Raw genomic sequence first — 24,014 nt, 5'->3', positions numbered from 1 at the left:
CGAAAATTTCGGGTAGTGTTGGGAAGGTTATTGCTTCTAAGTCCTTCACACTATAATCAGTTCACTAAAAAATGATTAATTATAGCTTTGTCCAATTATGGTGTTGAAGTAACAACTTTGGGAACAGTGATTGTATTTTTTCCATCTCTAGCCTCTTTTGCACTACGCTCATCTTTAGTGATATCTTGAATCGTTGTATTATCAAATTTTACTGTGACCTCACCACTATACGTTGCTGTTGCAGATAAGGTATTACCACCTGTTAGCTTTGTAACTTCCCCTTTCTCCCCATCTGCATTCCCGAATGTTCCTAAGTCCTCTAAATAACCAGCTGTGTTTAATGCTTCAATCGTGACTTTGTCACCATCTTTTACTGTTTTCTCTGTGAAATAAATATTGGCTGCGTTTAATACTGTAATTGCATCTGCCTTCGCCGCTTTGTAGCGTGAGTTTTCGATTACGTTACCGATCGCTGGTACTGCGATTGCCGCTACGATTGCTAAGATGACGATAACGGCTAATAGTTCAACTAATGTTAAACCTTTCTCATTTTTTACGAGCTTTTTATTCATAAATTTCTTTAACATAACTACGCCTCTTTTCTTTTAAATTACATCACCAAATTTATTTTTTAGGTACTGTGATTTCTTTCCCTGCATCTGTACCTCTAGCCTCTTTTGCACTACGTACATCTTCTGTAATTGTTTTAATAGTAGCACCCGTAAACGTTACAGTTACATCACTATACTTAGCAGATCCTGTAAACTTATTGCCACCATCCGTTACTTTTTCAACAATATTAGCTGTTGTATCACCTTCAGCTCCTACTGTAATTGTGCCAAAGTCTTCTAAATAACCTTGTTTTTTTAACGTAGCAACATTTACTGTTGTCTTATCACTCTTCTCTGTAAAGTAAATATTCGCTGCATTTAATACTGTAATTGCATCTGCTTTCGCCGCTTTGTAGCGTGAGTTTTCGATTACATTGCCGATAGCTGGCACTGCGATTGCCGCTACGATTGCTAAAATTACAATAACAGCTAATAGCTCAACTAATGTTAAACCTTTTTCGTTTTTTACGAGCTTTTTGTTCATAAGTTTTTTGAACATCATTAATTCCTCCTACGTGTTTTTTATTTAAACGCCAAAGCGCTAAATACAAGTTAAATGTTTTCGTACATTGTTAACATTGGTAGTAAGATTGCCGCAACTACCGTGCCTACGACAGCAGCTAGGAAAACAATCATCAGTGGCTCAATCAACGACTTTAATGTATCCACTGTGCGGTCAACCTCTTCTTCATAAAAATCAGCAACTTTTTCTAACATATAGTCTAGTGAGCCGGTTTGCTCACCAATCGCTGTCATTTGATGGACGAGTGGTGGAAACAACCAACTTTTAGCGAGCGGGTCTGATAATGTACCACCTTGCTGTAAACTAACTTTTGCTTCTCCCACTACTCTTGCCACAACAGGGTTGCCTACAATTTTTTCGACAATGGTGAGTGCCTGCAAAATAGGGACGGCACTGCTAAACAATGAAGAAAGTGTGCGGGTCATCCGTGCAATTACAGACTTTTGAAGCAATGGACCAAATATCGGAAGCTTTAAAATCATCACATTGACGTGATAATTCAATTTGGCATTAGTCATATAAAGCTGACGTAAACCAAGCATCGTACCTACCAAACCTAGAATAATAAGCCACCAATATTTTTGCAGGAAGTGGCTAATGGCAAGTACGGCTTTCGTAATCCATGGTAGTTCAATATCTAAATCTTCAAACATTGAAACAAAGGTAGGCACTACAAATATCATTAAAAAGAAAGACACAAGCAATGTAATAATAAGCAGTACAGCAGGGTAGGTTAGCGTTGACTGCACTTTCTTTTAGTAAGGAATATTGTTTTGCCATACTATCAGCAAGACGCTCTAATGTATCATCAATATTTCCTGACGCTTCACCTGCTCGCATCATATTAACGAAAATCGGTGGAAATACTTTCGGGTGACGGGCTGAAGCTTCTGAAAAAGCCACACCTTGCCGAATATCTTCTTCTACATCAATCAATGCTTTCTTTAAAGGCTTACTTGACGTTTGTTGTTGCAAAATATGTGTCGCATCTACGACCGTAATACCTGCTCGAATTAACGTAGCGTATTGGCGTAAGTAAATAATAAAATCTTTATGCTTTACTTTTTGACCGAAAGACAACTCATAATGCAAAATACTTTTTGATTCTTCGATAACCCTCGGGTTAATCCCTTGCGAACGTAGTTTGGCAATGGCTGCATTACGATTAGCTGCATCAATTGTGCCCTTCTTTTGTGCACCTGTTTTTGTGCGACCTTGATATCGAAAAATCACGAGTAGTCACTCTCATCCATATAAGGTCTTGCATCCTTCAACGAAATCGTACCTCTCGCAATTAAATTCTGCATCGACATATGAAGTGTATGCATGCCTAACGCTTTATTTGTTTGCATAACACTCGGAATTTGATGCACCTTTTCGTTACGAATCAGATTTGCGATTGATGGCAGTTGCACTAAAATTTCAGTTGCAGCAATACGCCCTTTCGTATCTTTACGCACAAATAAACGTTGCGAAATAATCCCTTGCAATACATTGGCTAATTGAATACGCACTTGTCCCTGTTGATGCGCAGGAAAAACATCAATGATACGATCAATTGTTGTTGCAGCACTACTCGTATGTAAGGTAGCAAATACTAAATGCCCCGTTTCAGCTGCCGTAATCGCTGTTGAAATTGTTTCTAAATCTCGCATCTCACCGACTAAAATAATATCAGGGTCTTGTCGTAGTGACGCTCTAAGCCCAGAGGCAAAGCTCTCTGTATCTACGCCCACTTCACGTTGATTAACGACTGATTTTTTATGCTTATGCATATACTCAATAGGATCTTCAAGCGTGATAATATGTTTAGCCTTCGTTTCATTAATATAATCAAGCATTGCCGCTAATGTTGTTGATTTACCTGAACCTGTTGGACCTGTAACTAAAATTAAGCCTTGAGGTTTATCAGCTAACTCATATAAAATTTGCGGCATATTTAATGCATCAATTGTTGGGATTTTTGCTGGAATTAAACGTGCAGCAATTGTCATTTCGTTACGTTGATGATACGCATTCACACGAAAACGACAAACTTCACCTAAGGAGTAGTTAAAGTCTGTTTCACCTTTGTCTACAAATTCTTGTTGCTTACCCATTGGTAAAATCGTCTCAACCATAGCCGCTACTTGTTGTGAAGTGAGTGTATCTTCTCCGTAAGGCGTTAACTTTCCATTAATACGATACGTTGGTGGGATGCCAACTGTCACATGCAAATCCGAAGCTCCCTCATCATACGCACGTTGCAATAATTGAATAATCTCTGTCATCTCACAAACTCCTTTACTCTATCGTCGCTACTCGCAATACTTCCTCCATTGTTGTAGCGCCTTCCAACACTTTATAAAAACCATCCACAGCTAATGTGGCATAGTTTTGTTGCTTCATTACATCCTGCATTTCATTATCGCCAGCATCTCGTAAAATTAATTCCTTCACGATACGATTGACAGGTAAAATTTCATGGATGGCTAAACGACCTCGATAACCTGTACTATTGCAAGCTGGGCAACCGCGCCCTCGTTTAGCGTAACGCTCACCTGTAATACCAGCTGCTTGTAGTAATTTTATTTCTCGTAACGACAATTCGTACGTTTCACTACAATCTCGACAAATACGGCGCACAAGACGTTGCGCTACAATGGCATTAATTGAAGAAGCGAGTAAAAATGGCTCTATCCCCATATCTCGTAAACGTGAAATCGACTCCACCGCATTATTCGTATGCAGTGTACTCAATACTAAATGCCCTGTTAGTGACGCACGCACTGCGATTTTTGCCGTTTCTAAATCTCGCACCTCACCAATCATTACAATATCAGGGTCTTGACGCAAAATAGAGCGTAGCCCTACCGCAAAAGATAGCCCAACTTCTTCTCTTACTTGAATTTGGTTCACCCCTGCTAATTGGTACTCTACAGGGTCTTCTACCGTAATAATATTAACGCCCTCATCATTTAACTCACTAAGCGCTGCATACAAAGTAGATGACTTACCAGAACCTGTTGGCCCTGTAATTAACACGATGCCATTGGGTTTAGCAATCATCGCTCTAAAAATCGCTTCATTTTCAGGCGAAAACCCTAACTGCGCTACATCATGAGCTGCACTACTTAAATCTAAAATACGCATAACGACTTTTTCACCGTAAACAGTAGGTAGCGTAGATAAACGCAAATCAATCGGCTTAAAGTTAACGGTTGTTTTAATGCGCCCATCTTGAGGTATGCGGTTTTCTGTAATATTTAAATTGCCCATAATTTTAACACGAGCTACTACTACACTTTGCATATGCTTTGGTAATGAACGCTCTGTGCGTAACACACCATCCACACGATAACGTACTCTAAACTCTGTTTCACTCGGATCAAAGTGAATATCACTCGCACGCTGTGCTACACCATTGGCAATAATTTTATTGACGAGGCGCACAATCGGTGAGTCCTCGTCTTCAATTTCGGTTTGAGCTTCTTCTTGCGTCATGCCAAGGTCTGTAATCGCCGCATCCATCGACTCTTGCAAGTCATAGTATTTGGTAATCGTACGGTATAAATCATCTTTAGCTGCAATACTCGTTTCAATCTGACAGCCTGTTGCCATACGCACTTCTTCAATCGCAAAATAATCCATTGGATCTGCCATCGCAATAAACAGCTTGTTTTTTTCTCGACGAATAGGCATAAGACTAGCACGCTTTGCTAACTCAGCAGGAATTAAATTTAATAACTCTGGATCAATCGCAAATTGATTTAAATTAATATGGGGTATACCTAATTGAAACTCCAATACCTCAATTAATTGTTGCTCTGTTAAAAAGTTTTCTTTTATTAAAAAGTCGCCTAACTTTTCATCTCGCTGTTTGGAGTCTAGCGCATACATTAACTGGTCATTTGTAATAACATTTGCTTCAACTAGTAAATCACCTAAACGCTTACGTCCTTGTATTTTCGCCATTACTGCATCTCCTTATTTTGTAGAATGAAAATTGCCGCCCTTGTCATAATAACCATCTTTTGTTACTTGTTGATCCCCACTGCCATCATCTTGGCTAGCATCTGGTGTACCATCCGATTTAAGCGGTGGGTTATCTTTAGTTGGTTGATTAGGTTGTGAAGTTTGCCCTGTTGCTTTAGGTGTTTCACTTGGTACTTCTTTTGGTTTTGTAGAGGTCATAACTATACGATTCGTAGGTGGGTAATAATCACGTGCCACTACTTCATCATATGCTTTATCATCCTTTACAATTTTACGTACCACTTCAATGCGAGTACCATTTGTCCCTTGATCGATTACTTTTTCTGTCCCAGCAGGTAGGGAGCGTGAGTAACGATATAAGGTTTTTGGTTTAATGGCTGCGTCTCGAACTGTCGTCAGCGTCACTTGAGCCTCTTGTACAGGCGCTTTAATCGCCAGCGTTAATTTATTACCGTTAACACTAGCTTTAAGCGTACTTGTTACAGCACCATCATTACTAAACAGCAAGTTCTTAAAGCCTGCCTTATCAATTGAAGCCTCGTAACCCGAGTCAATATAACTTGGTTTAGCCAATTGTGGATGGCGCTCAATAATAGTGTAATCCGTCTGCAACACAGCGTGATACACAGCTGTAGCAATAAAATCTAATGTTTCTTGATTAACTGTAAAAGCTTCTAACATAGCGCCTACGGACTGTACGTGTTGCGGCGCAATAGTTGTATCATTTAATTGCTCGGCAATTGCTACTAACTCCTCAACTGAACTTGGCGCAACTAATGTACTACTCGCTACTGTCACTGCTTCCTGTTTAGCACTAGGCACTAATACAGGCTCAATTACAACTTCATCTAATACTTGAGCTTGCGTCAGAATAGCCGCAAGTGTTGGCTCAGGATCCCACGAAGTATGCGCAGCTATTTTTTGTACCAATGCTTCTGTTGCTGTAACTTCTACCTTTACATGCACCGGTTTAATTTTTTGCCAAAATGTTTTTTTCTGTGATGCTTCATAGGTGCTAATTGTACTTGGTATATCAAAAATAAAATCATCTGCCGTTACTATAACTTCTTCCTCAGCATGTTTTACTTTTACAGGTGCTGCTAGCCATTCTTCAATCGCTTGTTCTAATGTTGTTATCATTTGCTGTTCATTTTGATTGCTTACATCAACTGTGCCGATTTGTTGCTGTGCGCCAGTAGAAGCCACAGCGGCATCATCTATAATAAATGCAGGTAATGTACTAATAAACACAATTATTAAGGTAAGGAATATAGTACCAAAGACTATTTTATTTTTCAAAAAACCACTCCTAAAGTACCATTATACGTATTATCATTTTCTTATGTAATTCTTTATAATCATTTAACGTATCTTCCCATACTTTAATCAATTTTTTGGTACTTTACAATACTTTTCACATGATTTTTGCAATTTTCTCTATTTTGATACATAATATTTACATATTTTTTCACATTTATTTGACACAAATGGTATATTGATTTTAATCATATTTAACACTACATAGGAAATGGTGATTACTTTGCTCAAAAACAACAAAGGCTTTTCACTTATAGAAGTGATTGCAGCACTACTGATTATTACTATTATTTTGCTGTCGTTCTTTTCACTCCTGATTCAAACCAAAAAGACAGAAGTGCGCTCTAATGAAACCGTAGTGGCTACATATATTGCACAAGCCGTAATGGAAGAAATTTATTACTTATCAACGACAATGGACTATGTCCAAAATAATAACACGATAAAAGATCTTAAAACTCAGCCAGCAGTATATTTTGAGGATGATGCACATAAAAACACCTTAATCACGAATTCTTTAAACCAAGGTTATCAACTTACGATTGAGTTTGGTAACGGTAAAGCGAGTGTGACAGTACATTACGACGGTCGAGAAAAAGCAAAGTTTGAAAACTATTTTATTTGGGGGAATCGAAATGCGAAATGAGCGAGGCATGACCTTAATTGAAGTAGTAGCTGTACTCGTAATTGTATCGCTGATTGCCGTAGCACTCATTAGCTTACAACGTGACAGTACAAAACAACTAAAAGACCAACAAAGTGCCAATCTACAACTACAACAAAACGCCGCCATATTAAAACGACTAACTAAAGAAGTGCGCAAAGATCCTGAAATTAAACAGGAAAAACTAGAAGAATTAAAAGATGAGTTAGGCTTAAGTCATCAAGACACATTAAAAATCAACGCAAAAAATCCACAGCGTGTCGATATTATTTTACGTCAACCTGATGGTACAACAATTGAAGCTATTGAAGCTTATGTATATAAACGGATAGGGGATGATTGGAAATGAGACAATTTAAAAATGAGCAAGGCTTTGCAATGGTGCTCGCCCTACTCACATTAGTATTAGTAACTGTTATTGGTACTGCCTTAATTATTGTATCAAGCAATGTGGCAAAAACAGCCGCTAGTGAACGAGACGACCAAGCAGCGTTTTACATTGCAGAAGCTGCGATAAACAAGGCTAATTTAGAATTTAACGAAGAAATACGTAAATACTACATGAAAGAAGTTGCTTTGCTAGAAGAATTCATACGTAAGTATAACAACTTACTTTCGGATAAAGCTAACAATCAAAATTTACTAAATACGTATAAAAAAGAAATTGAGTTACGAAAATCTCCTGATGCAATACTCAAAATCGTGCAAAATCAATTGAAATCTAATTATTTTAAAAATAGTAAACAAAAGGATTTTATTTTTTCTTCTGAAGCTTTAAATATTACTGCTACTATACCTGACGTTTTAGTAACATTACGAGAAGAAGGAAAAAAATACAAATTCATTTCTAAAGGGATTAACAACAATGCGAGCCGTAATGTACAACAAAGTGTCGAATTAGCTTTCAATAAATCAGTAGTAACGATACCTATTGATGATAGCAATATCGTTTCAACTCCCACTAAACATTGTTACGCTATCTATGCTCAAGATCAAATTAGTTTAGGTAATACATCAACTATAGGTAATGTGATATCGGGAGGAGATATTAATATAGTTAATGGAGGCGTAAATGTTAAGGGTAATATTTATGCAACTCAAAAGATCACAGCTCCCTCAGGACCTAAATCTGTATCTGGTAGCATTATTGCTAATGACATATCCCTCCTAGCAGATGGAAAACCTCACATTAGTGGTAGTGTTTTAGCAAAACATAGCTTTGTAGCTACTAAAACTTTTCGTATAGACAATGATATCATTGCGAATACCGCACAATTCCACGAGTCTTCAGGTAACCTCATTGTAGGGAGGGACTTAATAGTTGGAGACAGTTATGTCTTTTCACCATCTGGTTCTATTAAAGGAACTGCTTATATAAACAATTTAAAGAGTGTTTCCCTTCCTACAGATACAAATACGAAAAAACTCAGTGACTCTGAGTTTCAAAATTTTAAAAATGAGCGTTTCAAAGAAACTCTAGCAAAAACCAAACTACCTATATGTCTCAACTATCAACAAAAATTACCTGATGAAAATGAAATTTTCAAGACTCCAGAAAGTATAATTTTACCGAATATCACACATGAAAAATTTCAAGTTGCGCACAACGGGACTCTTTCAATAGTTGATTATAGAGTTAAAAGCTTTCAATTAAATGTTACTGATAATTATTTTATTAAAAGTTTGGTTTTCAGCAGTAACTTTGACCTAAAGCTTAATCTTGGTTCTAAAAATGAAGACAAAACTATAATAATTGACAATATCGAAGGACTAGCTAAATTTAATGTAAGTGGTACTGGTAATTTAACTCTTATTATAAATAATCTTGATAAGAATAAAGGCATCAATATAGTTAAAGATGCATCTGTAGGGAAAATCAGCGTAGTTTATAAAGGTACTAGTGATTTAATTTTCAACGGCAGTACCGTTTCAACAGCAGATTTCTATATAAAAAATGCAAAGATAGGCATACAGGCAGGTAGTACACTAATAGGCGATTTATATTCATACGGAGATAAATTAATATCTTTTAATGGTGGCTCCACTAGTGACACTACTCATATAATAGCGCCCAACGCCCCAATCAGTATTACTTCTGGAGCGAAAATCAAAGGGAGTATAACAGGTAAAGTCGTAACAACAGAAGGTGGGGCTGTAATCGATGGCTACAATAGCGATAATCTCACTGACACGTCCCCTATTCCTAACCCTCCTGCAAATATGACACTAGATTATTATCTAAAAGCCGATCCAATAGCAGAACAATAACTCACGTGCCACAATAGGTCACAAAGCCTCTACCCCGTTCATCGTCAGGTAGCTTGTACGCAAGCTGCTCGGCGCTGTAGGCGTAGGGGTTTTTTAGTTGAGTAAGCAATTGTTGCAAGCTTGTATCGTTCCCTATTAATTCCATATCAGTAATGGCACGCTCCACTAAATAATTGCGAGCAATAAATGCTGGGTTGGCTTGTTTCATTTTAACTAAACCTTCCTCAGTCACTTGCGATGCCCATGCTTTATACCACTGGGTCATGCGCTCTGTTGTGCATAGGCTCGCGTCTTGCAGTGTTAATGCACGGAATGTTTCGGTAAAATCACGTTGCTCAGCTTCCATAATATTAAGCAAGGCTTGGATGAAGGCAGCGTCCGCTTGTGGTAAGCCAATTTTTGCACGGAAAACGTCAAGCCACGCTGCTTCATACGTAGGCCCGTATGCATTAATTGCCTGTTGTGCAAGTGCTAGTGCTTGTTGTTCGTCTTCTGCAAATAATGGCAGTAAACATTCAACAAAACGTGCTAAGTTCCAGCCGATAATTTGTGGTTGGTTATGATAGCTATAGCGCCCATTAGTATCAATCGAACTAAACACAGCATCGTGTTGGTAAACATCTAAAAACGCACAAGGTCCGTAATCAATTGTCTCACCCGCAATGCTTGTATTATCTGTATTCATTACACCGTGCACAAAGCCCACACCTTGCCACTGGGCAACAAGTTTTGCCTGCGCTGTCATTACCGCATTAAAAAATTCGAGATAACTCGTAGCTTGCGGGTAATGCCTTTTTATCGCATAGTCAGCTAATGCCTGTACATCGGCTAACTCACCGTAATGCCTCGCAAATTGAAACGTGCCTACACGAATATGACTAGCTGCTGTGCGTACAACAGCCGCTCCTTGTTGTATCGTGTCACGTACAACTTCGCGACCTGTCGCGAGTACCGCCAAACTACGGGTTGTAGGGATTCCTAATCCGTGCATCGCTTCACTAATGATATATTCACGTAGCATCGGACCGAGCCCTGCTTGTCCATCGCCCCCACGCGAGTAAGGTGTACGCCCGCTCCCCTTTAATTGAACGTCTTGTCCCTCAGCCTCGCCGAGTACTATCGCACGCCCATCACCAAGCATTGTTAAATGACCAAACTGATGCCCCATATAACTCTGTGCAATTGTTTCTGTTGCAGGGTTAAAAAAATTTTGTGGTGCGATATTCAGTTGTTTGGCAAGCTGCTCATTCCAAATAATTGTTTTAGGTTCAATCGTCATTGGGCGTACGTACGAATAAAAAATTTGTGGTAACTGTGTATAGGTTGTTTCCTTCATTGCATTCCCTCCAATAAAAAAAGTTGCCGAAATCGGCAACTTTTATTTTAATACATTTTCATGTATTGGTCGCGTTCCCATTGGTGAACGGTTGTGCGATACATATCAAATTCAATTTCTTTTGCTTCTTTAAAGTTAGCATAAATGTGACGGCCTAGTGCTTCTTGTGCTACTTTATCATTTGATAATAATAGTAGAGCATCGTCTAGGTTACCTGGAAGGCTACCAATGCCGCTTTCTTCACGCTCTTCCTCTGTCATCACATAAATATTACGGTCAACCTCAGCTGGTGGTGTTAACTCGCTACGAATACCATCAAGTCCTGCTTCTAAAATAACTGCCATCGCTAAGTAGGGATTAGCTGTTGGGTCAACTGAACGCACTTCAATACGTGTTGATACACCGCGTGATGATGGGATACGTACTAACGGCGAACGGTTTTGACCTGACCAAGCAATGTAGCAAGGCGCTTCGTAACCAGGCACTAAACGTTTATAGGAGTTTACCGTTGGGTTTGTGATCGCTGTAAAGCCTTTAACATGCTTTAAGACACCCGCCATAAATTGCATCGCTGTTTGTGATAAACCCATTTCTGTTGATTCATCATAGAAGGCATTTTCCTTGCCTTTAAATAGTGATACGTTAAAGTGCATACCTGATCCTGCTTCACCAAATAATGGCTTTGGCATAAATGTAGCATGCAAGCCGTGCTTACGCGCAATTGTTTTTACAACTAACTTAAACGTTTGGATGTTGTCACATGCTGTGATTGCATCCGCATATTTAAAGTCAATTTCGTGTTGACCTGGCGCAACCTCGTGGTGAGATGCTTCGATTTCAAAGCCCATCTCCTCAAGTTCAAGTACAATATCACGACGGCAGTTTTCGCCTAAATCGGTTGGTGCTAAGTCAAAATAACCACCGTGGTCATTTACTTCTAACGTTGGCTCACCGCGTTCGTCTAATTTAAATAAGAAGAACTCTGGCTCTGGCCCAAGGTTAAAGTTAGTAAATCCTAAATCTTCCATCTTTTTAAGAATACGTTTTAAGTTATTACGTGGGTCACCCGCAAATGGCTCACCTTTCGCTGTATACACATCACAAATGAAACGTGCTACTTTACCTTTTTCAGCTGTCCAAGGGAATACTACAAAAGTATTTAAGTCAGGGTACAAATACATATCTGATTCTTCGATACGTACAAAGCCCTCGATAGATGAACCATCGAACATCATTTTATTATCTAACGCTTTATCCAATTGGCTTACTGGAATTTCTACGTTTTTAATTGTTCCTAAAATATCTGTAAATTGCAGGCGAATAAAGCTTACGTTTTTTTCTTCGATTAATTTTTTAATGTCTTCTCTTGTATACTTTGGCATAGTGTACCACTCTCCTAATAAAATCGTGACAAGTCCCCTCTGGTTGGGGCTGTCCGTCCTAATCTTTGCGCTCTTAGGCGCTCCTCACGCATCATGCGACGTAATTCTGCATCAGATTTATCCTGTTGTTGTTGTTTGGCACGCAGCTCAAACATTTTTTTTAACGCTCGCCATATTCATACTGTCCTCAACTAAATCTTTCACTTCAAATAGGACATCGACATCATTTAACGAAAACTTACGTTGATTGCCGCTGGTTCGAGCGGGTGTAATGAAGCCTTGCTCCTCGTAATAACGAATCTGCCTTGCGCTTAAATCCGTTAGCTCCATCACAACTCCAATTGACAATAACGGCATTGAACGGCGAATTTCACTTGGCAAATCCATCACTTCCTCTCACCACTATCCCTACTTTAAACGACCTCAAAACAAACGTCAAATCCATGTTAGCTTTCCTAACATCAAAAGCGAAAGGCAACGTTTAGCCTCGCAAACTTTAGAACACATGATAAGAACGCCATAAAAAAAGAAGTACGCATCAGCGTACTTCCTCGTTCATTTTTTGCACCGCACTACAAATAGCAAATTTAACGTGCTCATACGTTAAGCCACCTTGGATAAAGGCAGTGTAAGGCGGACGGATTGGACCATCGGCTGTTAGTTCAATCGATGAACCCTGTACAAATGTGCCTGCAGCCATAATCACATCATCCTCATAACCTGGCATATAAGCAGGTACAGGTGCATAATGCGCGTTAACAGGTGAATTTGTTTGGATTTCCTGACAAAAAGCAATCATTTGCTCAGCCGTTTGGAATGATACCGATTGAATTAAATCTGTACGCACAGCGCTATAATGTGGCGCTGTCGTCATACCTAAACGCTCTAGCATCGCTGATGTAAAAATAGCACCCTTTAATGCTTGGGCTACCGTATGTGGCGCCATAAAGAAACCTTGATAAAAATCGCCTAATGTATTTAAGCTAGCGCCTGCTTCTGCACCAAGACCTGGTGCTGTCATACGATGGGCACAGCGTTCAACAAGCGCTGCCTTACCTGCAATATAGCCGCCAATTTTCGCTAAGCCACCGCCTGGATTTTTAATTAATGAGCCTGCCATTAAATCAGCGCCTACCTCTGTCGGCTCCATTATTTCGACAAACTCACCGTAGCAATTGTCGACAAAAATAATAGCATGCGGTGCAATTTCGCGGATACGCTCACACATTTCTGCAATTTGCGCTACCGTAAACGAAGGACGTAATGCGTAGCCCTTTGAACGTTGAATACCAATCACCTTAGTTCGCGGCGTAATCGCTTGTGCTACAGCCTGCCAGTCAATGGCATCATCCTGCAAATCAATATGACGATAGCTAATACCAAAGTCTTTAAGTGAACCAATATCCTTGTCGCCACCATCTACAATCGAGTGTAGTGAATCATAAGGCTTCCCTGTAATATACATCAGTTCGTCGCCTGGACGTAGTACACCAAATAATGCGGTTGAAATTGCGTGTGTACCTGAAATGATTTGTTGGCGTACGATGCAAGCTTCTGCACCAAATACTGTGGCATAAATGCGCTCTAAATTATCGCGCCCCTCATCATCATAGCCATAGCCATTAGATGGATTAAAGTGATAATCACTTACTTGATGCTTACGAAAAGCCGCAAGCACTTTTTGTTGGTTAAAAAATGCGCGGTCATCGACTGCTGTATGATAGTCTTTCACTTGTTCTTCAATTTCTTTTGCAAGCGCTAAGGTTTGCGGTGTTAAATGCGATGTATACATTAAAATAACTCTCCTCTTTTTTCATTCCTTTCTATCATAACAAAAAAACCTAAAGCACGGTCGCTTTAGGTTTTGAAAACTATTCACTATACGAAATTGTTTCGCTTGGTAAAAAAGTCGAAATGGCATGCTTATAAATTAAGTGCTGATTGCCCTCCCCGTCTTGTAGTAGCACGGTGAAATTATCATACGATTTTAACGTACCTTTTAACTGAAAGCCATTTAATAAAAATACAGTGATAAAGGTTTCATTTTTACGCATTTGATTGAGCATTACCTCTTGTAAATTACTTGTCATGCTAATAGCCTCCTCTTTATCTGTAGTAGTATTCTTTACCACTGAGAGACTATCGCAAAACAAAAATCATAAATCTGTTAAAGGATTTATAAAGTGTATGTCCATTTTGTTGCGGAAATACGTTAATTGACGCTTGGCATAACGGCGTGAGTTTTGTTTTAACGCCTCAATCGCCTCATCAAAAGTTGCACGTCCATCAAAATACGTATAAAGCTCTTTATAGCCAATCGCTTGAATAGCTTGCACATCTCGCAAACCTGCGTCGTACAAATTGCGTACCTCTGCTTCAAGTCCAGCCGTTAACATGGTATCTACCCGCTGATTAATACGCTCATATAACAGCGCACGCGGTAGATCTAAGCCGATAATTGTTGCATCATATAAAGCCACGTCACCTTGTTGCTTCCCTACATCTGATTTTGTAGTGCCTTGTTGCAACATTTCTAACGCACGTATCACACGGCGTGTATTATTGGGATGAATCGTGGCTGCAGTTTGTGCATCTTGCTCAGCAAGTAAATTATGCATATGTTTGGGGCCATACTGTTCAAGTGCATCATACAACTCTTGACGTGCTGTCTCATCAATTTTTTGCTCAGTAAAACGAAAATCATATAGCGCAGCCTGTACATATAAACCCGTACCACCTACAATAATTGGCTTTTTACCACGGGCGGTAATTTCAGCAATTTTCTCGCGTGCGAGCTGTTGAAAATCCGCTACCGAAAAACTTTCAGTTGGCGCTAAAAAGCTTAATAGGTGATGAGGTACACCGTCCATTTCTGCTACTGTTATTTTTGCCGTACCAATATCTAACCCTTGGTACACTTGCATAGAGTCCCCATTAATAATTTCACCATCTAAAGCTTGCGCTAAGGCAATGCTTAATGCTGTTTTACCAGAGGCTGTCGGACCTACGATGGCAATAACCTCTTTATGTTTGCATTGTTCGATTAATTCATTCATGTTCTTGTAACCAACGTAGCATCACGTGATAAGTTGCGAGGTGATTGACCTCATTTAAAATCTCATGACGCTTTCCTTCCACAATATACGTACAGACGTTTTCCACGCCTGCCTTATTAAACTGTTCTGCTACCGCAAAGACACCTTTGGTCATTGCGCCAACAGGATCCTCACTACCGCTAATCATTAGTATTGGTAATGCTTTTGGTATATGCGCAATTTGGGAAGGTGTACTAACTAGCACAATCCCTTCCATAATATCTGCATAAAACTGTGTGGTCGCAATAAAGCCACATTGTTCATCTGCTATATATTGCTGTACGGCTTGTGGATTAGCACAAAGCCAATCGTAATCCGTTGCAGGCTTAGGCACTGTGCGATTAAAGCTACCAAAACTCAATTTATCAAGCAATGGATTTGGCTCGTCCTTTACAGCGCTCAGCGCAGGTACAATTTGCCCTGCCTTATGCAGTAGCGTACCTTCACCCGTACCAATTAAAATTACTGTTGCAACTTGATAACGTTGCACATAACGCCTTGCAATAAAAGAGCCCATACTATGACCAATCAATTGCACTTGCGGTAAGTCCTTACCTTTACGTACCGCTTCAATGACTTCATGCGCATCAATAACTACGCGATGAAAGCCCGCTTCAGCGCCAAAATAGCCATACTTACCATTACGCGCTGCGGTTTGCCCATGACCACGATGATCATGAAGGGTAACATAATAACCTTGTTGCTGTAAAAAGCGTGCAAACTTATCATAGCGTCCACTATGCTCTGCCATGCCATGTAAAATATGCACATGACCACGGCAAGTAGTTGCAGGCTCATAGCTACGTACAAATAGCTCATGACCATCGCTCATACGTATATATGTCAATTGCTCCACCCCTTACTGTGGGTATTTTGCTTCGTGTAATGCAATAATTAATTCCTCGGTAAATTGGCGACGTTGCTCCTCTGTATAGCCAATCTCACTCGCCATAATAGCAATTACCGCATCTTTATAGCGCTCAACTTGAGCAATATCAAAGTATAATAACCCCGTGCGGCGAATAAAGAAATCGCTCGGTGTATAGACCATTTCATGGTGAATGGCGTAAAGCAAGCGCGCATGTAAACAGCGTGGCAAATCGCCTTCACTTACTTGACGAAGGTAACCAAATACCTCATCTACATTTGTACCGTAAGTAGATACTAATCGTTTAGCACGCTCATAACTAATTCCTAATCCTTCGCCTTCTTTGGCCTTATTGCCAATATAGCCTTGGAAGTTTTTAGAGTTAATACCATTCGCACCCGATAGAGATAAATGCTTGGTAGCACATTTTTGCGCGTGTTTAAATTTATGAATGCCTACCACCTTATCTACAATATCCTCTGCCATTTGACGATAGCCTGTTAATTTACCACCAGCAATCGTCATTAACCCACTTTTGGCTACCCAAATTTCGTCCTTACGTGAAATCTCTGATGGGTCTTTGCCTTTTTCGTAAATTAACGGGCGTACACCAGCCCATGTTGACTCTACATCGGCATTTGTAACGTGTACTTCTGGGAACATAAAGTGAATGGTGTTCAATAAATAATCAACATCCTCTTTTGTGGCAATAGGATGGGTAGGGTCTTTATCATAAAATGTATCCGTTGTACCAACATAGGCTTTGCCATCACGTGGGATAGCAAATACCATACGTCCATCCGCTGTATCAAAATAAATAGCTTGGCGCAGTGGGAATACGGATTGATCAATTACAATGTGAACACCTTTTGTTAAGCGCAGTTGCTTGTTGTTAGAAACCTCATCACGCTTACGTACATCATCTACCCACGGTCCTGCCGCATTAATAACTTGCGTGGCATTAATATCAAAGGTTTCTCCTGTTAGTACATCTTGCACACTTGAGCCGACTACGCGATTTTTTTTGTCATATAAAAATGCTGTCGCTTTCGCATAGTTTAAGCATAGTGCTTGGTAGGCCACTGCTTTTTTCATAACTTCAATTGTTAAACGTGCATCGTCTGTGCGGTACTCAACATAATACCCACCGCCACGCATATCTTTTTCTTTTAACAATGGCTCTAGTTGTAGCGTCTGCTCTTTTGATAGCATAGTGCGTCGTTCTTCCTTTTTTACACGCGCTAAACGGTCATATACCTTTAGTGCAACTGAAGTTGCAAGCGGCCCATACGTACCTTTTTTATAAAGTGGCAATAGCATATGCTCAGGTGTTGTAATATGCACACCGTTTTCGTAAACAATCTCTCGCTCACGCCCTACTTCTGCCACCACGTCTACCTCTAGATTTTTTAAATAACGTAGCCCACCGTGAACAAGTTTAGTTGAGCGGCTTGACGTCCCTGCAGAAAAATCCTGCATTTCGACAAGCGCTACGGATAACCCACGAGATGCGGCATCTAGCGCAATACCAGCACCTGTAATACCGCCACCAATCACTAAGACATCAAAATGATAATTGCCCATCAATTGCTTTACTTTCGTACGTTCTTTATAGGAAAACATGATACTTCCTCCCTTTATTTAAACATCCGTGTGGCAGCTACAGCCTTTTGCCAGCCGTCATACAATGTTTGCATCGTTTGTACTTCCATTTGCGGCGAATAACATTTACCCTTTGACCAAAGTGTGCGAATTTCTTCTATATTTGCCCAGTATCCTGTAGCTAGCCCTGCTAAGTACGCAGCGCCAAGCGCCGTTGACTCATTTAATTTAGCGAGCTCTACATCAATTTGCAACATATCACTTTGGAACTGCATTAAAAATTGATTTTGCACAGCACCACCGTCTACACGCAGTAGTTCAATTGGGATACCTGCATCCTCCTCCATCGCGTGGAGCACGTCCTTTGTTTGGTAAGCTAGTGACTCTAACGTGGCACGAATAAAATGCTCCTTTGTAGTGCCGCGTGTAATACCAAACATCGCACCACGTGCATCGGTATCCCAGTAAGGTGTACCTAAACCTACAAATGCAGGTACAATATACACGCCATCTGTATCAGCTACCTTCTTAGCGTAAGTCTCGCTATCAGCAGCATGTTTAATCATACGTAGCCCATCGCGTAACCATTGCACTGCAGAGCCTGCCACAAAGACACTCCCCTCAAGTGCATAAGTTACCTCATCATCAATGCCCCAGGCAATTGTAGTTAATAGCCCATTAGCTGATGTCACAGCCTCATCTCCTGTATTAAAGAGCATAAAACAACCTGTGCCATACGTATTTTTAGCCATACCTTTATCAAAACAAGTTTGCCCAAATAAGGCCGCTTGTTGGTCACCTACCGCACCTGCAATAGGTACTGCCGCACCAAAAAATACAGTCGGGTCCGTTTTTACATATACTTCAGACGAGTTACGCACCTCTGGCAACATGCCCATCGGGATAGTTAGCAACTCACAAAGTGTCTCGTCCCATTGGCGCTCATTAATATTATAAAGCATTGTCCGTGAGGCATTCGAGTAATCTGTCACATGTGCTTTACCATTGGATAGCTTCCAAATTAGCCAGCTATCAATGGTACCAAATAATAAATCTCCTGCTTCAGCACGTTCACGTACGCCCTCCACATTATCTAATATCCACTTTACCTTTGTAGCCGAAAAATACGGATCTAAGCGCAAGCCCGTTTTTTGCTGAATTAAAGACTCATGTCCTGCTTCGCGTAGCTCATTAACAATATCTTGTGTTTGGCGTGACTGCCAAACAATTGCATTATAAACAGGTATACCCGTGTGCTTATCCCACACCACGGTTGTCTCGCGCTGATTGGTAATACCAATCGCATGAACTTGCTCAGGCTCTACCTTACTCTCTGTTAATAAGCTTGCAATTACAGCTAATACCGAACCCCAAATTTCGAGCGCGTTATGCTCTACCCAACCCGCATGCGGGAAGTGCTGTTTAAATTCACGCTGTACCACATGCACAATCTCGCCTTTTTTATTAAACAACATGGCACGCGAGCTCGTTGTACCTTGATCAATTGCTAAAACATACGTCTTCATCGTACTCCCCCTTACATAATACGCTTGAACATCTTCTCAACATCCGTTGTACTAAAGTGAATTAGCACAGGGCGCCCATGTGGACACGTAAATGGATGGTCTGCTTTCCGTAAATCTTCAAGTAACTGCTCCATCTGTTGCTGGGTTAAATGATGATTTGCTTTAATCGAACCTTTACAACTCATCATAATTGCCGCTTCTTCGCGTAGCTTTTTAATATCTACTTTTTTTGTTTGTAACACCTGTTCAATCAAGCCCTCAATTGTTTGGTTAGCCTCATCCTTTGGTAGCCAAGTTGGGTACTCTCTTACTACAAATGAGTTTTGCCCAAATGGCTCTAAAAATACACCTACCTGCTCAAGTACTGCTGTGTGCTCTTTTAAAATCGTAGCTTCATCTGCTGCATAGTGAAAAGTGAGTGGTAACAGTAATGATTGACGCTCACTTGCATTTACCTCGCCCACCTTATCACGAAAATACTCATATTTAATGCGCTCCTGTGCAGCATGCTGATCAATTAAATAAAAGCCATCCTCCATTTGAGCGACAATGTAAGTACCGTGGATTTGCCCCACTACCTCTAGTTGTGGCAACACCTCTTTAGGTGGTGGTGGCGCAAGGATTTCTTGTTCAATTACAGGTGGCTCTATAGGTGGGTGATATACCCACTCAATTTCTTCAGGCTCAACCTTAGGTGACGGCTCATATACTTTTTGCGGTTGCCATAACGATACTTGCTCACTTACTAGCTTTGGTGCTTTTTTTACTGGCTCTACATGCGGCACACGGCTCGCTTCCTGTAGCGCATGTCGTAACGTCGTTGTGATTAACGTGAGCAATTCCTTTTCTTTGCTTAAACGAATTTGGTGCTTAGCAGGATGCACGTTTACATCCGTTAACTGTGGGTCACTTTCAATATACAATGCCACAATAGGAAAACGATTAATGGGTAGGAAAGTATGATAGGCCTCAATAATCGCATGTTGCATCGTATAATGCTTTACCCATCTATGATTAACAAAAAACGACATATAATTTTTTGAAGCGCGGGTTAGCTCAGGCAATGTGGCATAACCTGAAATTTTATAATCATTGCTCTCACCAGCAAAGTGAATCATTTTGCGCGCATTGGCTACACCATAAATTGCCGCTAACACTTGTGGTATATCGCCACGTCCATTGGTACGTAATTGCTCATGATTATTATGCACAAGACGAAACGCAATTTGCGGGTTACTTAATGCTAAACGGTTGAGTAAGTCCATAATATGGCTTAGCTCTGTTTGAATGGTTTTCATATATTTTAAACGCGCTGGCGTATTATAAAAGAGCTGACTCACTGTCATTGTTGTACCTTGACGTGCCGCTGCTGGTTCATTAACAAGTAGCTTACCGCCTTCTAGCACAAGGCGAGTGCCCATTTCACCAGTAGAGGTAAGTAACTCAACCTTCGCCACAGAAGCAATAGAAGCAAGTGCCTCGCCTCTAAAACCTAACGTGCGAATACGGAATAAATCATGCTCATCATGAATTTTAGACGTTGCATGGCGCATAAAGCAGTGCTTAGCATCCTCTTGATCCATACCGCGTCCATTATCAATCACTTGGATAGATAATAAACCCGCTTCCTGTAAAAACACCTCAATGGATGTACTCCCAGCATCAATGGCGTTCTCGATTAACTCTTTAACAACTGAAGCTGGGCGTTCAACTACTTCCCCAGCTGCAATACGGTTAGAGAGCCATTCGTCCATAATTTGAATTGAGCCCATTCGTATCACCTCATTTTTTTAATTGTTGTTGTAGTGCATATAATAAATTCATTGCCTCCATTGGCGTTGAAGTAATTAAATTCGCTTGTTGTAACTGCTTAAGTACCTTTTGCTCAGCTGATGTTGGCTCATCCGCAAATAAACTAAGCTGTGCAACAGGTTCAGCTACCTGTTCAATAATTGGTGTGCTTACAGCAGGTTGCTCCTCAAAGCTCATAAGCAGTTCATTGGCACGTGTAATGATGGCATTTGGTAATTGCGCAAGCTCCGCTACATGAATACCGTAGGATTTATCTGCCGCACCGCGTTTTACTTTGTGTAAAAATACGACTTTACCATCTTGCTCAGCTGCAGTAACATGTACATTTTGTAATCTTGCTAATGCTTGATCTAGTGTTGTTAACTCATGGTAATGCGTAGAAAATAATGTATTTGCACCAATTTCATTATGAATATATTCCATCATCGCTTGTGCTAAAGCCATACCATCATACGTAGATGTCCCCCGGCCAATCTCATCAAATAATAGCAAACTGCGTGCTGTTGCGTTCGCAATCGCATGTTGTGACTCTAACATTTCGACCATAAAGGTTGATTGCCCCTGTGCTAAATCATCCGCAGCACCGATGCGTGTAAAAATTTGATCTACAATCGGTAACTTTGCCTCACTCGCAGGCACATAGCATCCCATTTGCGCCATTACCGTAATTAAAGCCACTTGACGCATATACGTACTTTTACCAGACATATTAGGTCCCGTAATTAACATCATATTTTCTTGCTCTGTTAACACACAGTCATTTGGTACATACGAATCCTTGTTAAGCATTTTTTCGACAACAGGGTGACGACCATCTTTAATAAGTAAGGCTTTGCCCTCATGGAAAGTTGGACGCACAAAACGATAATTATCCGAAACTTGAGCAAAACTCATAAGCACATCAAGCTCACTCAATACAGCAGCTAACTTTTGAAGACGCGGAATATATGCATTAAGTTTTTCGCGTAGCGCAACAAATAAATCATATTCTAGAGCGAGGCTTTCTTCCTCTGCATGTAAAATAAGTGCTTCTTTTTCTTTTAGTTCTTCTGTAATATAGCGCTCACAATTAGCGAGCGTTTGCTTACGCTCATAGCGCGTAAGATCAGCCAAATGAATATTAGATTTTGTAATCTCAATGTAATAACCAAAAATGCGATTATAACCGATTTTCAAATTTTTAATACCCGTTCGCTCACGCTCTTGTAACTCAAGCTGGGCTAACCAGTCCTTACCGTTACGCGAGGCATCACGTAGTTCATCCAAACGTGCATGATAGCCATCGCGAATCACATCGCCTTCCTTAATACTAATTGGCGGGTGGTCTGTAACGGCAGCTGCTAATAACTGCTCCACATCCACACAAGTATCAAGTTGCTCACCTAACGTGCGTAGACTATCATAACCAGCATTGATTAATTGGTCTTGAATAAACGGCACTTGACGCAATGAATCACGAAGTTGCGCGACATCACGCCCACCTACACTACCCATCGCCACACGCCCTGCCAAACGCTCTAAATCATACACTTGTTTAAGCATCGTTTGTAACTCCGCACGTACAAAAAAGCCGTCCAGTAAATCACTCACTATTTGCAAGCGGGCTTCAATTAAATGCTGTGTAGCTAATGGTTCATGTAGCCATTGCTTAAGCTTACGTGCTCCCATTGATGTTGCGGTGTCATCTAATAGCCACAGCAATGTTCCCTTTGTGTCGTTGCCACGTATGGATTGGATTAGCTCAAGGTTACGTTTAGATGAGGCGTCAATGCGTAAATGATTAGCTGTTTCTTCATAACGAAAATCTTGAATATGCGCAAGTGCACGCATTTGCGTACGCTCAATATAGCGTAATAATCTACCACAGCTTGTATGTAAAGCCTCTGGAATAAGCGGGTATGCTTGTTCTTTCACCTCATCCTCAACAGACAATGTAATACCAAGTTGTGTAGTTAGTGGTGACATAACAGGCGTTAAATGAGCAGGTACGATAACTTCTTTAATGCCATAAGATTGGAGCTGTAACACTAAAGCACGTGCCTCGCCTTCTACAGTTGACACAATTGCCTCACCAGTCGCCATATCTAAATAAGCATAGCTAAAACCTGTTGCTATTTCATCTGCTGCGGCAATAAAATGATTGCTCTTACCATCAACTGTTTTGCCCTCCGTAAGTGTCCCTGGTGTAATTAACTGCACTACTTCGCGGCGCACCACACCTTTTGCATGCTTAGGATCCTCAGTTTGCTCACAGATGGCTACTTTATGCCCTTTTTGTACTAGCGTTTCGATATAATTTTTAGCCGAGTGATGCGGCACACCACACATAGGGATGCGCTCTTTACTACCAGCATCACGGCTTGTTAAAGTAATCTCTAAAATTTGCGATGCTCGCGTTGCATCCGTAAAAAATAATTCATAAAAATCGCCTAAACGGAAAAATAAAAAGGCATCTTCATAATCAGCCTTCACAGATAAATATTGTTGAATCATTGGGGTATATGTCATTGTCATTTCTCTCCTGTTTAAAAATTACGTATGCTTATTATAACAAACAAAAAATGCGAATCGAACATATCGCTCGACTCGCATTTGTTTTATGAGCAGCTACCGCTCTTATTTTCTACGTAAGAACCTGTCTCGCCGCGCAGTACATCGCCGCCCGTTGATTCAACGATTTCGTTTGTTACATGGTTAGCAATTGTATTTGACACTAATTGCAATAACTCATTAACATCCATTTGCGTCATTTTAAATTGTTGCACTACTGGCACTTCATTAATTTCGTTTTCGATTTGCTCGATTTTACTTTCGATTACCTTAACGCCACGCTCTTTACCAAGGTGTTCAAAGTTAACAGCTTGCTTTTGAAGTGCTTTAAGGCTCTCGATTTTTTCGCGAACTTCTTGGTTTTCATTAATTTTAGCTTCAGCCGCTTTAAAAATTTCGACTTGCTCTGTATTGGCAATCATATGCGCGATCTCGCGTGCCTTAATAATTAAATCATCTTTAGTATATTGTTTTGTCATTGTTAG

The 24,014-nt window shown here is 40.3% G+C and carries 19 protein-coding genes and 2 pseudogenes; 3 read left to right on the top strand and 18 right to left on the bottom strand.

Annotated features, from left to right (window positions below):
• Positions 1–95: 95 nt before the first annotated feature.
• From CH76_RS01055 to CH76_RS01030, 6 genes and pseudogenes are all read right to left on the bottom strand, one after another.
• Entirely contained in the window at positions 96–587 is a 492-nt protein-coding gene (locus CH76_RS01055) for a prepilin-type N-terminal cleavage/methylation domain-containing protein (RefSeq protein WP_036141638.1), read from the bottom strand.
• Positions 588–624: 37 nt separating this feature from the next.
• On the bottom strand, positions 625–1,110 hold the full coding sequence (locus tag CH76_RS01050; RefSeq protein WP_081892587.1) for a prepilin-type N-terminal cleavage/methylation domain-containing protein: 486 nt from the start codon (positions 1,108–1,110) through the stop codon (positions 625–627).
• A 53-nt stretch (positions 1,111–1,163) separates the two neighbouring features.
• Positions 1,164–2,367, bottom strand: a pseudogene (locus tag CH76_RS01045) (type II secretion system F family protein).
• The gene (locus CH76_RS01040; protein ID WP_036141635.1) at positions 2,364–3,404 is read right to left on the bottom strand and encodes a type IV pilus twitching motility protein PilT; all 1,041 of its coding nucleotides are present in this window, start codon (positions 3,402–3,404) and stop codon (positions 2,364–2,366) included. The pseudogene CH76_RS01045 and the gene CH76_RS01040 overlap by 4 nt, the downstream one beginning before the upstream one ends.
• Positions 3,405–3,417: 13 nt before the next feature.
• Positions 3,418–5,088, bottom strand: coding sequence for a GspE/PulE family protein (locus CH76_RS01035; RefSeq protein WP_036141632.1), 1,671 nt, complete (start codon positions 5,086–5,088; stop codon positions 3,418–3,420).
• A 12-nt stretch (positions 5,089–5,100) separates the two neighbouring features.
• Entirely contained in the window at positions 5,101–6,408 is a 1,308-nt protein-coding gene (locus CH76_RS01030; RefSeq protein WP_036141629.1) for a G5 domain-containing protein, read from the bottom strand.
• A gap of 232 nt (positions 6,409–6,640) precedes the next feature.
• On the opposite strand from CH76_RS01030, the gene CH76_RS13390 reads away from it, so the two are divergent.
• From CH76_RS13390 to CH76_RS01015, 3 genes are read left to right on the top strand one after another with little or no spacing between them, the layout of a single operon-like run.
• A complete protein-coding gene (locus tag CH76_RS13390; RefSeq protein WP_081892586.1) occupies positions 6,641–7,072 on the top strand; it encodes a prepilin-type N-terminal cleavage/methylation domain-containing protein in 432 nt (143 codons plus the stop codon).
• The gene (locus CH76_RS01020) at positions 7,062–7,439 is read left to right on the top strand and encodes a prepilin-type N-terminal cleavage/methylation domain-containing protein (protein ID WP_036141626.1); all 378 of its coding nucleotides are present in this window, start codon (positions 7,062–7,064) and stop codon (positions 7,437–7,439) included. Before CH76_RS13390 ends, CH76_RS01020 begins: the two co-directional genes overlap by 11 nt.
• Positions 7,436–9,358, top strand: a complete 1,923-nt coding sequence (locus tag CH76_RS01015; protein WP_036141623.1) for a PilX N-terminal domain-containing pilus assembly protein — start codon at positions 7,436–7,438, stop codon at positions 9,356–9,358. The genes CH76_RS01020 and CH76_RS01015 overlap by 4 nt, the downstream gene beginning before the upstream one ends.
• A 1-nt stretch (position 9,359) precedes the next feature.
• On the opposite strand, the gene CH76_RS01010 is transcribed toward CH76_RS01015, so the two are convergent.
• The 12 genes and pseudogenes from CH76_RS01010 to CH76_RS00955 all read right to left on the bottom strand — a co-directional run bounded on the left by CH76_RS01010 (position 9,360) and on the right by CH76_RS00955 (position 24,008).
• Entirely contained in the window at positions 9,360–10,694 is a 1,335-nt protein-coding gene (locus CH76_RS01010) for a YdiU family protein (protein ID WP_051910119.1), read from the bottom strand.
• 47 nt (positions 10,695–10,741) lie between these two features.
• Positions 10,742–12,076, bottom strand: coding sequence for a type I glutamate--ammonia ligase (gene glnA, locus CH76_RS01005; RefSeq protein WP_036141620.1), 1,335 nt, complete (start codon positions 12,074–12,076; stop codon positions 10,742–10,744).
• A 14-nt stretch (positions 12,077–12,090) separates the two neighbouring features.
• Positions 12,091–12,457, bottom strand: a pseudogene (locus CH76_RS01000) (MerR family transcriptional regulator).
• Positions 12,458–12,614: 157 nt separating this feature from the next.
• Positions 12,615–13,868, bottom strand: a complete 1,254-nt coding sequence (locus CH76_RS00995; protein ID WP_036141616.1) for a methionine gamma-lyase family protein — start codon at positions 13,866–13,868, stop codon at positions 12,615–12,617.
• A gap of 79 nt (positions 13,869–13,947) precedes the next feature.
• A complete protein-coding gene (gene hfq, locus CH76_RS00990; RefSeq protein WP_036141613.1) occupies positions 13,948–14,166 on the bottom strand; it encodes an RNA chaperone Hfq in 219 nt (72 codons plus the stop codon).
• A gap of 66 nt (positions 14,167–14,232) precedes the next feature.
• Positions 14,233–15,132: a tRNA (adenosine(37)-N6)-dimethylallyltransferase MiaA gene (gene miaA / locus CH76_RS00985; RefSeq protein ID WP_036141610.1), complete on the bottom strand. Its 900-nt coding sequence runs from the start codon at positions 15,130–15,132 to the stop codon at positions 14,233–14,235.
• Positions 15,125–16,018: an alpha/beta fold hydrolase gene (locus CH76_RS00980; RefSeq protein WP_369792340.1), complete on the bottom strand. Its 894-nt coding sequence runs from the start codon at positions 16,016–16,018 to the stop codon at positions 15,125–15,127. The genes miaA and CH76_RS00980 overlap by 8 nt, the downstream gene beginning before the upstream one ends.
• 12 nt (positions 16,019–16,030) lie before the next feature.
• Entirely contained in the window at positions 16,031–17,665 is a 1,635-nt protein-coding gene (locus tag CH76_RS00975) for a glycerol-3-phosphate dehydrogenase/oxidase (RefSeq protein WP_369792348.1), read from the bottom strand.
• A gap of 11 nt (positions 17,666–17,676) precedes the next feature.
• Positions 17,677–19,167 (bottom strand): glycerol kinase GlpK, encoded by a 1,491-nt coding sequence (gene glpK, locus CH76_RS00970; protein ID WP_036141601.1) that lies wholly within the window; start codon positions 19,165–19,167, stop codon positions 17,677–17,679.
• Positions 19,168–19,178: 11 nt separating this feature from the next.
• The gene (gene mutL / locus CH76_RS00965) at positions 19,179–20,939 is read right to left on the bottom strand and encodes a DNA mismatch repair endonuclease MutL (protein WP_036141598.1); all 1,761 of its coding nucleotides are present in this window, start codon (positions 20,937–20,939) and stop codon (positions 19,179–19,181) included.
• Between the two features lie 10 nt (positions 20,940–20,949).
• Positions 20,950–23,487 carry a DNA mismatch repair protein MutS gene (gene mutS / locus CH76_RS00960; protein ID WP_369792339.1) on the bottom strand — a complete coding sequence of 846 codons (2,538 nt, stop codon included), beginning with the start codon at positions 23,485–23,487 and terminating at the stop codon, positions 20,950–20,952.
• Between the two features lie 89 nt (positions 23,488–23,576).
• Positions 23,577–24,008 carry a RicAFT regulatory complex protein RicA family protein gene (locus tag CH76_RS00955; protein WP_036141591.1) on the bottom strand — a complete coding sequence of 144 codons (432 nt, stop codon included), beginning with the start codon at positions 24,006–24,008 and terminating at the stop codon, positions 23,577–23,579.
• Positions 24,009–24,014 lie beyond the last annotated feature (6 nt).

The sequence above is a fragment of the Lysinibacillus sp. BF-4 genome (assembly GCF_000743635.1).
GTDB classification, from domain to species: domain Bacteria; phylum Bacillota; class Bacilli; order Bacillales_A; family Planococcaceae; genus Metalysinibacillus; species Metalysinibacillus saudimassiliensis.
Note: the sequence above shows the minus strand (reverse complement) of the source record. Positions and strands in the feature narration are given on the sequence as shown.

What these genes read in the sequence shown, in the direction of transcription:
- CH76_RS01055 (WP_036141638.1), bottom strand. Translation starts at nt 587, where the DNA reads ATGTTAAAGAAATTTATGAATAAAAAGCTCGTAAAAAATGAGAAAGGT.
- CH76_RS01050 (WP_081892587.1), bottom strand. Translation starts at nt 1,110, where the DNA reads ATGTTCAAAAAACTTATGAACAAAAAGCTCGTAAAAAACGAAAAAGGT.
- CH76_RS01040 (WP_036141635.1), bottom strand. Translation starts at nt 3,404, where the DNA reads ATGACAGAGATTATTCAATTATTGCAACGTGCGTATGATGAGGGAGCT.
- CH76_RS01035 (WP_036141632.1), bottom strand. Translation starts at nt 5,088, where the DNA reads ATGGCGAAAATACAAGGACGTAAGCGTTTAGGTGATTTACTAGTTGAA.
- CH76_RS01020 (WP_036141626.1), top strand. Translation starts at nt 7,062, where the DNA reads ATGCGAAATGAGCGAGGCATGACCTTAATTGAAGTAGTAGCTGTACTC.
- CH76_RS01015 (WP_036141623.1), top strand. Translation starts at nt 7,436, where the DNA reads ATGAGACAATTTAAAAATGAGCAAGGCTTTGCAATGGTGCTCGCCCTA.
- CH76_RS01010 (WP_051910119.1), bottom strand. Translation starts at nt 10,694, where the DNA reads ATGAAGGAAACAACCTATACACAGTTACCACAAATTTTTTATTCGTAC.
- glnA (WP_036141620.1), bottom strand. Translation starts at nt 12,076, where the DNA reads ATGCCAAAGTATACAAGAGAAGACATTAAAAAATTAATCGAAGAAAAA.
- CH76_RS00995 (WP_036141616.1), bottom strand. Translation starts at nt 13,868, where the DNA reads ATGTATACATCGCATTTAACACCGCAAACCTTAGCGCTTGCAAAAGAA.
- hfq (WP_036141613.1), bottom strand. Translation starts at nt 14,166, where the DNA reads ATGACAAGTAATTTACAAGAGGTAATGCTCAATCAAATGCGTAAAAAT.
- miaA (WP_036141610.1), bottom strand. Translation starts at nt 15,132, where the DNA reads ATGAATGAATTAATCGAACAATGCAAACATAAAGAGGTTATTGCCATC.
- glpK (WP_036141601.1), bottom strand. Translation starts at nt 19,167, where the DNA reads ATGAAGACGTATGTTTTAGCAATTGATCAAGGTACAACGAGCTCGCGT.
- mutL (WP_036141598.1), bottom strand. Translation starts at nt 20,939, where the DNA reads ATGGGCTCAATTCAAATTATGGACGAATGGCTCTCTAACCGTATTGCA.
- mutS (WP_369792339.1), bottom strand. Translation starts at nt 23,487, where the DNA reads ATGACATATACCCCAATGATTCAACAATATTTATCTGTGAAGGCTGAT.
- CH76_RS00955 (WP_036141591.1), bottom strand. Translation starts at nt 24,008, where the DNA reads ATGACAAAACAATATACTAAAGATGATTTAATTATTAAGGCACGCGAG.